The organism is Vibrio sp. 10N.261.46.A3, assembly GCF_041472995.1.
GTDB lineage: Bacteria > Pseudomonadota > Gammaproteobacteria > Enterobacterales > Vibrionaceae > Vibrio > Vibrio coralliirubri.
The window spans coordinates 27,747-40,652 of the sequence record NZ_JBFRRH010000049.1 but is presented as its reverse complement, the minus strand read 5'-3'; the positions used below and the strand labels follow the sequence as shown (position 1 = coordinate 40,652).

The window sequence follows — 12,906 nt, the reverse complement described above, 5'->3', positions numbered from 1 at the left end:
ACAAAGCCTAGCAAATTGCGCACAACTGTAAATGCTCAAAATGATAGGCTTAGATAGTGTTTAAAGAATGTTTAACTTTGTGGCCAGCCAACTGGGTAGTTAAGAATCTCATCAAAGTCTGTTAGCGCTTCAACTTCTTTCTTCATGGTGCGCTGCCTATCGTGGATAGCAAAACCAAGTTCGCTAATAGCAATCTTCACCTGTTTCAATTCTTCAAGTGTCATACCTTCATGATCTACATTGTTAGCATCAGTCCAGTACGGGGGCATCACAGCTGTCAGTAGCGTTGAATCGATACGTAAACGAGCACTAGGCCCTGAATCCCACTCACTATCAAGGGCATCGACCGTTTGAAATTCATCACCTTCTAAAGCTGTACGCCAACTGTTTATCTCAGCACGCTTTGCATTTGCTGCTTTTTCTTTGCTCGCAACCCAATCACTACCAACAAAGTCATGGTAAGGGGTTGGTGACTCTTTAAGTGTGTATTCATCAGTCACCAAAGTCTTATCATCAAACTCTTTATGAATATTAGTTTGCTTATGATAAGCCGTAACTGCTTTGTACTTGTCTAACACCTGCCATTCGCCGTCTTTTACATTAGCTTTTAAATCTTGTGTGCTAGGGTCATATGACGGAAGAGGAGCTAGCAAAGCACATTGCGGCACTAGAGGTATGTCATATCCTGCTGGAACACTAAGTGCAGTTGAGTGTGTGTATAGTAATGTGCTTGGATGATAATGGTGTGCTGCTTGATTCATCTGATACCTCTATGCTGGGATTTTTCCACGTTCAATACAAATGTTAATGTGCCCTGACTTTGGTCTTGCTTCAGCTCCGCCTTCCGATGTAGTACTCCAATTTGCAGGTCCGCTTGCTGACAATATGATGCCAGTGGAACCCCCTGATGCCGCTATGGAAGTTGGTGCTGATATCGCGTGATTATGGGCTTTATTTTGAGACTCCAAGGTCTCACCCAAAGCCACACCAGAAGGATTACCACGCGCGAAATGTCCCAAGTACCAGTTAGGAAGACTAAACGTAGTCGAACCATCTCCATCACCGTAATACATCGCATATTGCTCTGGACTGGCATCTTTAGTTGCTTGAGCAATAACAAGTCCACTGGTTGAAGCATGAGCCCACAGCACATCATCTACTGTTCTCGAAACAATGGAACCATCAGCCTTCAATAACCAATCAGGGATTTGTGAAGAGTGGATTTCGGCCTTTTGACCGACTCGATATTGAAGAGAATTAACCGCCGAAGCTTCAAGTAGTTTCTGAAGGTGATCGAACTTATCTGGGTCAAACGCAACCCCCTTAGCCGATAACGCAGTCTGAAACTCACGAATCACTGCATTAAACCAATCTTGCCCTGGATAGCTTGGTGCGCCATTGTCATTGCTCTCACTGAAGTATCCAGCCGTACCAACTCTTGGCTTGAGTGGTGGGACGTTCTCGACCTGAGAGCCATTATTGAGATAGTGCATTACACGCTCTCCTCATAGATGAATTCATAGTACTTACCGCCTAACTTGAACTGGTTTAGCGTACATTCCAGAATAGCGGCGGTTTGAGATACTAACGGGGTTAAACAATCGTCTAGGCACGTTGCGTAAGCTTGTGTAATGCCTTTGACGCGAATACGTAATAAGTGGCGGTACTTCTCTTCATAGAGCGGATAAGTACAACCACGTAAACAGTGGTGAGGGAAGATTTCTTCTACCTCGATATCAAAGCCCAAATCAGCACCAAGCTTGTCGATGTTCCATGCTTGTAAACCACCTTTACGGTGATACTTTTCAACTACAGCCGCACGGCGTGATTCAAACGCTTGGTTTTGAACTTGGCACTCTGGAAGCCCTAAATACTCTGCCCATTCGTCTAGTAGTTGCTGAGTAGTTTCAGGGCGCATTTCTAACAGTAAACTGTCTGCGCTAACCTCTACCGCTTCTAGTCTTGGTGCATAGCCTGCCGCGTATTTATGAAGGTCTAGAGATGCTGAACGCTGCCACAAGATACCTCGTGGCATTTGCGCCATGATTGAGTTTGTCCATTGCTCTACAGAGTGGCCCATGTGATCACTCCAAGCTCATGTAACTCATTCGATGCAGCAGGAACATCAGCATTCAGATCTAGCGAATAGTCTTCAATACCTGGTACTGAACCTATAGCGGTGCGCACTGCACTTACAAGCAGCGTACTAGCGGGGCTTAACGTTTTAAAATAGCTGTTGATACTGGTCTGCACACTGGCGCGAAGCTCTGTGTTATCTGGGGTGATATTGATGTCTAAATCAGTCACTTTCAGCGTTAACGGAATAGGCACTGGCTCGATGCCAGCAGGGCGACCAACGTCACTGCCAGTTGCTGGGTCTTTATGGCGATAAATGTAATCAGACATCGCTTGTTGGTCGGTGACATTAGGCAGAATATCGGTACGGCCATCAAAGACAAACGCATAGCCAACCGTCGAGCCGCCTTGATAGGCATCGATAGCCCATGCACGCGTGACACCAGCCACTTCACGGCACCATGCCACGTAGTCATGCACCGCACCGCCCATAGGTGGATTACGCTTACGAAACAACAAACGCTCAAGCACTTCAGCAACGGATTCTATTTCCGCACCACCTGAAATTTCACCTGTCACACCATTAGGTTGAATACCTGGCACGGTAGACACTAACGTCAGCGTTTCACCTGCCGCGAGATTACCCGCTGCGCCTGATTCTTCCGCTTCTACTTCCACCAAAACGCTGCCACTGTCTGGAGCATTAGATAGCGTCACTCGATATAAGCGGCCATCAGAATGCGTCATCACAGTACCAACGGGAATAGGCACACTACCTGTAAAAGTAACGGGGCCAGCGGCATTCGTTGCAAGCTTTTGAATCACGCCTTCATAGCGTGCTGCATCGATGATGGTCTGGTCTTCAGATTCAGTGGAAGGGATGATTTGACGCACGATCCAAGATTGGTAATCGTAGAGATCACGAACGCTGCCACTCACAGAAGAGTTAAGCGCTTGCTCAATACCAAACTTAGGTAAAACCTCATCTAATGAGGCTTCAATATCGATTAAACCGCTTTCAATAAGCTGGCGTAGCGTAGGAACGTTAAACGGCACGTTGCGCCTCCCATCGTTTCATAACGGTCAGTGAGATGACTTCGTTGTCTGGTTTGGTGATATTGATAGACAAGGCAAGGGTTTGAAAACGAGGAATAGAGCCAATCACAGACACGCTTTTTGCCATCTGGCCATCACCGCTATCAACCAACATCCAAGCCAGTGCATCCTCTGCGTATTTCACCGCACGATTGCGCACATCAGTAGTCAGTTTTTCACGGTAAAGCAACCAAAGTTTAGAGCCCCATGGTGCATCGTAAAACGTGTCACCAGGCCAGCCTCTAAAGTCGTTTGAATCGTCGGGTAAGCGGTCTGAAGTATCGGCGCGTGCATCGGTAAACAACGAGATCAAAACGAGGGCTGAAACTGTGTCATCTGCGACACTTCCGCCCTCGATAATGATTCCTGTGTTTTTCATCATGTCGAACACGATGCTCACGCTCATAGTTAACCCACTGGTGCTGAAGTATTCCTGTTCTCTGCATCTTTGTGGAAGTGGCCAAGGTAGCTAAAGCCGCCTGCGGTTAAATCTAAACCGCTAACAACGCTGGCAGATGTAATGCCGCCAGTAGCAAAAATACCAAGGTCTGTAGATATCCCACCTGTCACATGCAAAGGGCCTTGAATCAATGTTTCAGGGGAAATAATAGTAAAGGAATTAGCGGCTTCAAAAATAACGTCGGTTGCTGTAACAACCACCTTGCCATCTTTGGTTAAGCGGATTTTATGACCTTCCAAATGGTAGAGGAAAACGTCACCGCTTTCACCCTTTGGACGATATTTTTTATCTTCGACGGCCACAGCAACCAAGTTACCTAGATTTCCACCAATAGCCGCAAGAATGGCTTCAGAGCCTATAGGTGGGAACGAACTGCAACCGTAATTTTGAAAGCGCTCGATGTCATCCGCAGATTCTTCAGAATGAAGCTGCACCTGAATATTCTGACGCTGTAAGTCTTCCACAACTCCAGAAACTAACGCACGGGTAACCATGCCAGTGATACGGCGTTTGATTGGTGAAAGTAACTTCTCGACATGTCTCATTGTAATCATTCGGCTTGTCCTTGAGCTTTCTTCCAAGAGTATTTTAAAGAGGTATTCTTTGCAGCTTCCGCGGGTATATCAAAAGACTCAGGCTTAACCACACTAATCACAGCAATACGACCTGAAACATCTTCGCTAAACATGATCGAGGAAATCAGCATCTCTTCATCCAAACCCACAATCTCATCTTGAACTGGCACTACCGTATTGAAGTTCCATAGCTTGCCCGTTTGCGGGATTCGCCACCCTGTCACCGTGTACTCTGCACCATTAGATATAGCAATGCTACGTTGGCGTTCCCATTGCCCACGTTTGGCTGCACCTTCCGCTGTGGTCACTTCTTCATTAACAATAATCATCGGGCGATAACGTGTAATATCTGCATCGCTAACATTCGCCTCAATACCACCTACCGAAATAGCATCATCTGAATCAAAGCCACCAAATGCAGGGCCGACGGCTTTTATTTTGTAATAGCTAAAACGCTGACGCCAGCTGAAGCGACCACGCGCAGCTTTCACATTCTCACCAAGGATTAAAGACACACCCGCACGCTCTGTACTTCTACGCACGATCACAAGGTTGCCAAACGTGTCACTGGTTAGCAGCACACCACGCTGACGCGCTAGACGAGCAAGCAGCTCATGTGGTGTTTCACCTTGCTCGATTTGAATACGAGGGAACGCCGCGCCCACATCGGTATTCACGATCACTTTGATACCGAAAGGCTTACACACCACGTTAGCAATCTGGGTTAACGTTTGGTTGTTGAACTGCCCTGAAGGGTAGTCAATCGAGCAATCCACTAGGTCAGCGGTTTTGTCTCGACCACTCACCGATATCATCACCTGGTTTGCATCGTAGCTAGGCACCCAATCATCCACATAGCCCGTAATCACGCGCTCACCACCAATTTCAATCACACAAGGCTGACCTTGCTGAATCGGCTCCATAAAGGCTTTGTATTTATCATCAGAGCCTTGCCACTTCCAAGTCAGTTCTAAATCAAATGAACCAGACATCGCATTGATTGAGCGAGTCACGCTGACCTTAGTCCAGCCACCGTAAACATTGCCGCCAGCTTTCAATACAATTTCATCTAACTGCGTTGTCATGAACTAATCACCTCAATGGAATCTGAAGGCAAGATAAAAGACGGATTAGAAAGACCATTACGACGCACTATGCTCTGGCGCGTTTCAGTGTCGCCGTTCTCTTGCCATGCCACCAAAGAAACAGGCACCGTACTGGTGGGCGTGTAAATACTTAACTGAGGCAAAAGCTCGGCTCTTGCTCTGGTATCAGCCAGCACCGCTTGACGTAGCACACGAAACTGACGCCACACAGCAGAGTCACCAAGTTCAACGGCATTTGCAGAAAGCTCCGCTAACTCATTGGCAATGTCATACCCCATCTTCTTGTACTGCTCACCCGTTAATACGGCTTTACGGTCAGCACCTGAAAGGCTATTAATCGACTCATCGGTATCAATCAAATCAACACCAATATCGGCGTCACCCATTGCAGAAGCCTTAGATACAGTTGCTGAATTCATAATCAAGCGCTTGTACGCATCGGCATTATTTAGCACGGCTTGTTGCTTCACAGGGTTAGCCACACTAGGCACCGAACTTGCGAAGCCATCAGCGCTATCGATGTTACGGCTTAAACCACCAGTAACAGCCAGTTCAGCTCGCATACCATCCCAACGGTTTTGCACGTTCTGGTAAACATCGAGGGCGCGAATAGGGTCAGTGACCACGCCTTTCACGTCTTCCAACAGGCCCATGGTTTCACGCGCTAATTCACCAGGGTAGGCTAATAGGTTGCCAATGGAATCTTTGGTGCGCATAAGGCGATCTGTCCACTCACGCAGCTCACTAGGTAGTGATGGCAAACCACGAGTGAATTCATCCAAGTCATCTAAGAACTGATCAACCATATCGCCCACACCTTCCGTGGCCGTCTCATCAAATTCTTTCTCAAAGGCATCATTAGCCGCATCTTGTGACTTGGTTGATTCACCTTGCACCTGGCTTGCGGTATCGCGCTTTGAATTCGGGAATAGGTTTTCACCTTGCTCAAACACCTCAAAGCTAAACGTGGCTAAACCGTCTGTTTTATTGACTAACTTAAAGCTGCCTTTGCCAACCTGAACCTTACGAACGCCAAACCAAGGGTGAATCAGTTCACACGGCCCTGGTGTATTAATCGCTTCAATGATTTGTTGTAGTTTCTCAAAGTAGCCATCACCCACAGTGCGGCCATTAATCATTTCTTGTTGAAGCACTTTACCGTTATCTTCGGTATAGCCTTGTTCACGCTTAGGGTAAGCATGAGGGATAGCACGGCGACCAAAGTCACCACTTGCATCATCTAGGAAAAATTCAACACCCCGAATAGAGGCGGTTAAACGATCTTCAAATGCCATTTAAAGCCCCTTTAATTTGTACCCGTATCTGGGTCGATAGTAATACCAGAAGCCGCATAAGTTGGCGTAACCTTAATGCGTTCATCTGACACCTCAATTTTTAAATTAACATTGCCAGTAGGCGCTTGCCCTGCCAATTCAAAAGCTGACTGAGGTCTCTTAAATGCTTCATTGAATCGAGCGGTTGCATCGGTAACGTTTGGCGGTGGTGTTTTCTTATTACTTTCTTGACCAAAATCCAATGTTGGAAACATAGGGTTTTTAGGATCATAATCTTTTGCACTACCTAACAACGTCATAACAGCCAACGGGCTTAATGCCATAGCTGCGCTACCTACTTTCTTAATGCTCGATTTGGTTTTTGAACCTTTACCGCCTTTACCACCAGAAGCTTCAATGTCTCCGCCTAAACCACCCATGCCGCCACTTGGCATATTTATGACATAAACAGGCATTGCACCTAACTTCTCTGCAACTTTCCCAGCTTTTCCTCCAGAACTTTTACCAATAAGCCCAGCAGCACCTTTCAACAATGGAGCTCCAATTCTGATCGCTTTATTCAAGGCATAAACTGAAGCTAAAATCTTAGCCAAATTCCCATAGCCACCAACGGCCTCACTGATTGCTGAAGCTCCATTACCGATAGCACGCAATACTGGAAGTAGCTCTTGCCCGACATCTTTTACTGCACCAGCAAAATCAGCAGCAGCTCTAAAAGCGTCAACTAGGTCTGTACCTACCGTTTGAACAAGCTCGTCATACTCACCTGTTTCTTTCATTTCATCGAGCATCGATAAAAAAGTGCCAAGCTCATCTTTCAGTACATCAAACGCACCGCTTTCCATTACGTCTTTTTGGAAAACAGACCAATGATCGCCCATATTTGAGACCATGCCGTTCCACGTCTCCATTTGCTTCTTCGCAGAGCCTTCAGACGCTTTACCCATCTCCTCGATCAAGCGCTTGATAGTGTCACGACCTAATTCCCCCTTAGACGCCATGTCTTGAAGTTGAGCAGCTGTTAGACCTAGGCCATTGTTATGACCAAGTTCTTTAGAAACCTTGTTTAAGTAGTCCCAAACTGGAACGCCACGCTCTAGCAACTGAAGCGCTTCTTCACCTTGCAGTTTTCCTTTAGTCCAGGCTTGCCCAAGAGCTGTAGCAATTCCATCTACAGATTCAGCAGTCCCACCCATCATTGAGGCTTGGTCAGCGATAGCTTGCATTGTTCCATCCATAGGATCGAGACCGAAAGCCTTAAGCTTCACAAACGATTGAGTGACTTCATTTACTGCATAAGGGGTATTTTGAGTAAAGTCCTCAATCCACTCTAGAGCTTTCGCTCCGCCTTCCTCTGAGCCTTGCAGCTTATTAAGCATCACTTGGTAACGCTCAAACTCCGCGGCCGTTTTAATAAAGGTTCTTTCAAAGGCAAAAGCCACCGCACCCGCGCCAACAATGGTACGGTTACCAAAAGTGTCTATACCTTTACTTGCAGATTTAGCGGACTGTTCCATCATATTGAATGCACTTTGGCTTTTTTTACCAAGTGTGGATATTGACTGTGAATATTTACTCGCCTTAGAAGCTAGGTTGCCTTGTAAATTAAGAACAATATCGGTTTCAAGTTTTTTAGCCATGCTCTGTTCCTTCAATAAGCGGCGGTAGCATTTCAAAAATATGACGTATAGGAAGGGATTTTAAATCGCTGACTGGATACCTTGCCCCCATGTTAAGGAGCAAGGTTCTAAGTGGTTTAGTCAGCGACTTCAGATCGCCCCCGCGATTCGAGAGCCTCCGTCACTTCTTCTGGAACCATTACAGCATCCAGTTCAGAAGCTTTTAATTGAATAAGGTTAAAATCATCTTGTGATAACTTGAGCAACTCTTTTGCAGAGAATGGCCCTTGAACCTTTCCAATAAATCCCACTTGGCGACAAAGTAACTCCATCCCCATTTGAACATTACTGGTATAAGCGTATGGACGCCCCTCAATCAGCCCAAGCTTTTCAGAAGCTAATTGAGCGTCAAAAACGTCTCTAGGGGTAAGCTCTCGAAGGCCCACTTCAAACCCAGTAGTTTCTCCAGACTTAAGTCCATCTTTAAGATCAAAAGTGAGAACGGCCATTAGATTCTCTCCGCTGGGTTGCCTTCGAACGTGCCAGTGATATCACCAGAGTCACTTAACTGGAAAGGGGCTTGTGGTGATGCACCTGTAATCATGTAGTCAACACCGTTGTCGCCTTCCCATGTTAGCGTTGCGTCTGTGATGCTATTGATTTCCACCACATCGACATCTTCATCTGCCGCAATCACTACCGCTACTGTCGCGGCAACGAACTCTTTCGACTTACCCCAAATACGGTTTGGACCAGGGTGAGATACATGATTGTAACCACCTGGGTTCAAAGTTGAACCCTTCTTTGTTTTGAGTTGTTTGCTGTTAGCACGAACAACAACTTGACCAAGGATTTGTCCCATGGTGCGTACTCCCTATTAAAGTTTGAACTGCATTAGTGCGGCGAAGATACGGAACTGATTCACAATGTCCGGCTTGAACACACAGTTCAAACGGTTCTGATCACTTGTGTCTCGATACACTTCCAACGTCTCTTTGAAACCATCGAAGTCTTCCATCAAACCACTTGGTACCCAGTCAGTATTGGCAAGCTCTAACACGGCATTGCGCATAATCTTTGGTGTCACCACTGGCTGACCAGGGTCAAGGCGATCAAGCACATCGTCACCTGCCAACTTATGGCGAGGGAATCGGTTAGTCACCATGGTTCGAAGTGAGTAACGCAAGTAACCCAATGTCGCTGGTGTCGTGATATCGAGGTAACTTGGGTCTGGGTCGCCATACACGTTCTCACGGTACATTGACACTTCACGCTCAATTGCAATTTCATTACCTGGCGTAACGGAATAGGTTGCAATGCCATCGTGCAGAAGCAGGTTGCGTTCGGTCATGTCCCACTGTGCGGTTTTAGCCGGTGGCAGCAAACTGGTTAGCACTAACGTTTGAAGTGGGCGGGCAGGGTCAATACCAAGCGAGTAAGACGCACGGCCTGCATAAGCGGCAGCGAATTCCCAAGGCGAGTTTGGCGAACTGTTCGTACCCATACACGTAAACAAGAAGTCATTACGCGCAGAGCCAAACGCACCCGTCTCAGCAAAGGTGCCACGGAACGCGGTATAAGCAATGCCTTCTATCATCTTGAGTGGGCCCCAACGATTAATCAGCTCGTCACGTAGGTCATTCATTGATTGGGTATCGTTAAATGGCATCACGTAATGGTTGTACCATTCGTTCGGAATCGCCGCGATAACAGCGCTCATGTCTGGCGTTCCTGCACCGCCTGTCATGGCAGTAATCGCAATAGTCACGCCACTAGGCAAAAACTCACCGTCGTAGTAGTTGTAACGGATATCGATATCATCGCCCGTAATACCTGTCCATTTACACGTCAGCTCTACAATATCTGTCTCAGCTGTTTTCAAAGCAGCAGTAACAGGCAGGTTGGTATCAGCATTCACCTTAGCAATGATGGCCGTCGCAATAGAATCAGCATCGTCAGTGTCTTTCACCGTTACCTGCACGCTTTCGCCAGCAATCAATAACGCGATCACACCTGCCTTAACCGTGGTTGCCGTAACAGCAATCTCACCCTTAGCCGCACTTGCTGCTAAGTCAGCCACACCCAATGCATACACGTCTGTATATTCATTGGTTTTGCGGAACTTCTTAAGCGAACGAGAAAGCATTGAACCTTTACCATAAAGGTCATCCATTTGGCTTTCACTTGTGGTAATACGATTCAGCGTAAGTGCGTCAGCACTGCCCGTTGCCAGCTGTTGGCCAAGTACTAATACTTTTTGAGCCAAAGCGGGTGTGCCTGAATTCGCTTCGCTGTTGTCGATCTCGATATAAACGAGTGGTACTCGAATATCGTTAGGAATAGAGCCCAATGACATGCTTATTCTCCTTCAGTTTTAGAGGTTGTAGCCTTGGCTTCTTTCGCCAGCGCTTTCTTTTGTTGCTCGATGGCATCGGCTTTTTCTTTTGCCAGTGCCGCCTTGGCTGCATCCCAATCTTTTTGAGGGACTAGCACCACGTCGCCATCATTAATTCTTCGAACCCAGTAGCCTGTGCGTTCGACTTCTTCACCAGCTGCGTTAACAAAACCACCTTCAGGTTTGCGTACTGGCACTTCGGCGTTCTTGGGTTTAATGGGGATCAGATTCTTTTTTAACGACATGATTAAGTCCTATATTTTTGTCACGGTTTATTGAGGCAGCTTCACTTCACCATCAATGGTGGGTGCGCCATCTGCGATTTCACCTTTCAAACCAAAGGTAATGAAGTCATCTAACGTACTGAGATCAATCTCTTCATCTAAGTACCATTGCTGCGACCAAGTGACCGACCAGATAGCAATACCAAGCTTGTCAATTTCACCGCTGTATAAATTGTCACTGCGTACGTTTTCAACGCGACCATAGGCCGTTGGCAGTGCGCTTCTATCCACCAGTTCACGCACCAATTTTCCTGCGACCACTTCGGCACGTAGGTCTTTTTCGTAACCGAACTGGTCAGTGGTAAGCACATAGGCCACCAGGTTAACGTTACCAATTAAGCGATTACCCACAGTTTCATATTGCGGAACACGTAGGGCAGCAATACGAACGCCACCGTCACGATTCGACATCCAGCGCTTAATATCATCCGCCTTGTCAAAGCGGCCAATGTGGCACTCAACGGTTTGGATCTTTTCTATTTCACGCACACCACCTTCAAGCTTTGGCTTAAGGTACTGAACGATTTCATTCACGGCCCAAACGGTAGAACCACTGGTGGTAAAGTCGGGTCTAGACATTCATTAACTCCTTCCAGAAGTTACCGATAACCGTATACACATCCGCTTGGTTGTCGGTACTTAACCCTAAAAATTCTCGCTGCGGTATGTTCATCATACGAGTGAAAGACGAGATGAATTGAGTTCTCTGAGGAATCGCTTTACCAAAGGCTTGTGTGATAAGGCGCGTATGAGCAGACACTTGAACCGGACCAGAAAATCCATCTTGATGAACGCCAGCGTAAGCCAATGGTGATCCAACTCGAACTTGGTTTCGTTCCACTTGGAAAGTAATTGAGTCTCGCAAGTCTCCTTCACCAACCAATAGGGATTGGTTTCCATGTCGAGTCTTCGCATAACTGCTAGACCAATCATCCCAACGCTGACCATCAGGTGACGTTTTCTCATCGGCAATTCTTCTCGTAGTTTGGTTTTCTACAACACTCCCTAAACTATCCAAAAGTTCCATTTTGTGCTTTGGGTCGCTTAGGGTTTCAAGCAGCTGTTGATAGCGCTCAAGCTCTTGCGTTCCCGTCACTTGAACACCAATCGACATTACAAGACGCCTCTCAAACTGTTGCGAGTGAACTGACGCTCGTTCTCTTGAATCAGCTCAACCTTGCCCACACTGCTTTCGCTTGGGGCTTCGATGGTTGGCAAACCAAGTTCGCGCTTGCCATTGGCAATTTCACGCAGGGTTTCAAGCTGCATCTTGTAGCGCTCTTCTAGTAGGTTCGTGGCCTGTTGGTCACGGTCGGCTAACCAGTAGAACGCAATAGTGATGGCAACCTTATTCAACATGCCTGGCACAGTCGGCAGTGGCAGAACATAACGACGACCTAAGAAAGAGTTAATCTCTTCATCAGCTTGGTCTAATGCCTGGTTAATCCAAACATCGTTGAGTTCGCCTGTGGTGCGGTCTACCGCAAAGTTCCACAGCATCTGCTCATCACGATCAAGTAGGTCTTGTTTGGTTGCGTAAGTTGCCATCGTATTTACTACCTTTTAAAAACGTTATTGCTGCATGTCTTGAAGATCGAGTACGTCTTCAAGCTCAACAACTTCGACCGTTAGGTGCGGCTCGTCGTGTACGCGCTTCGCCTTTTCAGGAGAGAGGAACACCACGCACTCTGGTTCATGATCTTTCGCATGAACTCGCGCAGACGCATCCGGCTCTTGTTCCACCACAAGCACCAGCTTTTCTTGGAGACGATGGAACTGAACGCCTGAGCGCCAAAACCCAGCATCTGATTTAGCGCATACTTTGAAAGCGCCAAGAATACCGATAGCGTCAACGCCATCCCCAGGATGAACCACATCATCTTTCTTTGAATCCACTTGTACAATTTGATCACCTTTGCTTTTGTCGGCTTCTAATTTAGCTTTAGCTTCAGCTTCCGCCTTAGCTTCGGCTTCTAATTTTGCTTTAGCTTCAGCTTCCGC

General features: G+C 46.9%; 16 protein-coding genes and 1 pseudogene. All 17 read right to left on the bottom strand.

Translation table 11 applies throughout. From position 1 onward, the window contains the following. Nucleotides 1–71: 71 nt before the first annotated feature. The gene (locus AB4484_RS13145; RefSeq protein WP_372078599.1) at nt 72–761 is read right to left on the bottom strand and encodes a DUF4376 domain-containing protein; all 690 of its coding nucleotides are present in this window, start codon (nt 759–761) and stop codon (nt 72–74) included. 9 nt (nt 762–770) lie between these two features. Beyond that, nucleotides 771–1,493, bottom strand: a complete 723-nt coding sequence (locus AB4484_RS13140) for a hypothetical protein (RefSeq protein WP_372078598.1) — start codon at nt 1,491–1,493, stop codon at nt 771–773. Beyond that, nucleotides 1,493–2,080, bottom strand: coding sequence for a YmfQ family protein (locus tag AB4484_RS13135; RefSeq protein WP_372078597.1), 588 nt, complete (start codon nt 2,078–2,080; stop codon nt 1,493–1,495). The genes AB4484_RS13140 and AB4484_RS13135 overlap by 1 nt, the downstream gene beginning before the upstream one ends. Continuing rightward, on the bottom strand, nt 2,065–3,132 hold the full coding sequence (locus AB4484_RS13130; RefSeq protein WP_102554409.1) for a baseplate J/gp47 family protein: 1,068 nt from the start codon (nt 3,130–3,132) through the stop codon (nt 2,065–2,067). The genes AB4484_RS13135 and AB4484_RS13130 overlap by 16 nt, the downstream gene beginning before the upstream one ends. Then, a complete protein-coding gene (locus AB4484_RS13125) occupies nt 3,122–3,577 on the bottom strand; it encodes a phage GP46 family protein (protein WP_372078595.1) in 456 nt (151 codons plus the stop codon). Before AB4484_RS13125 ends, AB4484_RS13130 begins: the two co-directional genes overlap by 11 nt. A 2-nt stretch (nt 3,578–3,579) precedes the next feature. After that, nucleotides 3,580–4,185, bottom strand: coding sequence for a phage baseplate assembly protein V (locus AB4484_RS13120; protein ID WP_372078593.1), 606 nt, complete (start codon nt 4,183–4,185; stop codon nt 3,580–3,582). Then, a complete protein-coding gene (locus AB4484_RS13115) occupies nt 4,182–5,291 on the bottom strand; it encodes a phage baseplate assembly protein (protein WP_372078591.1) in 1,110 nt (369 codons plus the stop codon). Before AB4484_RS13115 ends, AB4484_RS13120 begins: the two co-directional genes overlap by 4 nt. Continuing rightward, complete coding sequence (locus tag AB4484_RS13110; protein ID WP_372078589.1) at nt 5,288–6,607, bottom strand: DNA circularization protein; 1,320 nt, start codon at nt 6,605–6,607, stop codon at nt 5,288–5,290. Before AB4484_RS13110 ends, AB4484_RS13115 begins: the two co-directional genes overlap by 4 nt. Before the next feature lie 629 nt (nt 6,608–7,236). Then, nucleotides 7,237–8,127: pseudogene (locus AB4484_RS13105) on the bottom strand (tape measure protein); the annotation flags it as partial. 236 nt (nt 8,128–8,363) lie between these two features. Continuing rightward, a complete protein-coding gene (locus AB4484_RS13100) occupies nt 8,364–8,735 on the bottom strand; it encodes a phage tail assembly protein (protein ID WP_372078587.1) in 372 nt (123 codons plus the stop codon). Next, nucleotides 8,735–9,088, bottom strand: a complete 354-nt coding sequence (locus tag AB4484_RS13095) for a phage tail tube protein (protein WP_372078585.1) — start codon at nt 9,086–9,088, stop codon at nt 8,735–8,737. The genes AB4484_RS13100 and AB4484_RS13095 overlap by 1 nt, the downstream gene beginning before the upstream one ends. Before the next feature lie 15 nt (nt 9,089–9,103). After that, entirely contained in the window at nt 9,104–10,582 is a 1,479-nt protein-coding gene (locus tag AB4484_RS13090; RefSeq protein ID WP_372078583.1) for a phage tail sheath subtilisin-like domain-containing protein, read from the bottom strand. Nucleotides 10,583–10,584: 2 nt separating this feature from the next. Continuing rightward, complete coding sequence (locus tag AB4484_RS13085; protein ID WP_372078582.1) at nt 10,585–10,866, bottom strand: DUF2635 domain-containing protein; 282 nt, start codon at nt 10,864–10,866, stop codon at nt 10,585–10,587. Between the two features lie 27 nt (nt 10,867–10,893). Next, entirely contained in the window at nt 10,894–11,484 is a 591-nt protein-coding gene (locus AB4484_RS13080) for a hypothetical protein (RefSeq protein WP_372078580.1), read from the bottom strand. Next, nucleotides 11,477–12,019, bottom strand: coding sequence for a phage virion morphogenesis protein (locus AB4484_RS13075; protein ID WP_372078579.1), 543 nt, complete (start codon nt 12,017–12,019; stop codon nt 11,477–11,479). Before AB4484_RS13075 ends, AB4484_RS13080 begins: the two co-directional genes overlap by 8 nt. Further along, complete coding sequence (locus AB4484_RS13070) at nt 12,019–12,453, bottom strand: gp436 family protein (protein WP_016076426.1); 435 nt, start codon at nt 12,451–12,453, stop codon at nt 12,019–12,021. The genes AB4484_RS13075 and AB4484_RS13070 overlap by 1 nt, the downstream gene beginning before the upstream one ends. Nucleotides 12,454–12,477: 24 nt before the next feature. Then, on the bottom strand, nt 12,478–12,906 hold a 429-nt coding region (locus tag AB4484_RS13065; protein WP_372078577.1), incomplete at its 5' end, for a hypothetical protein.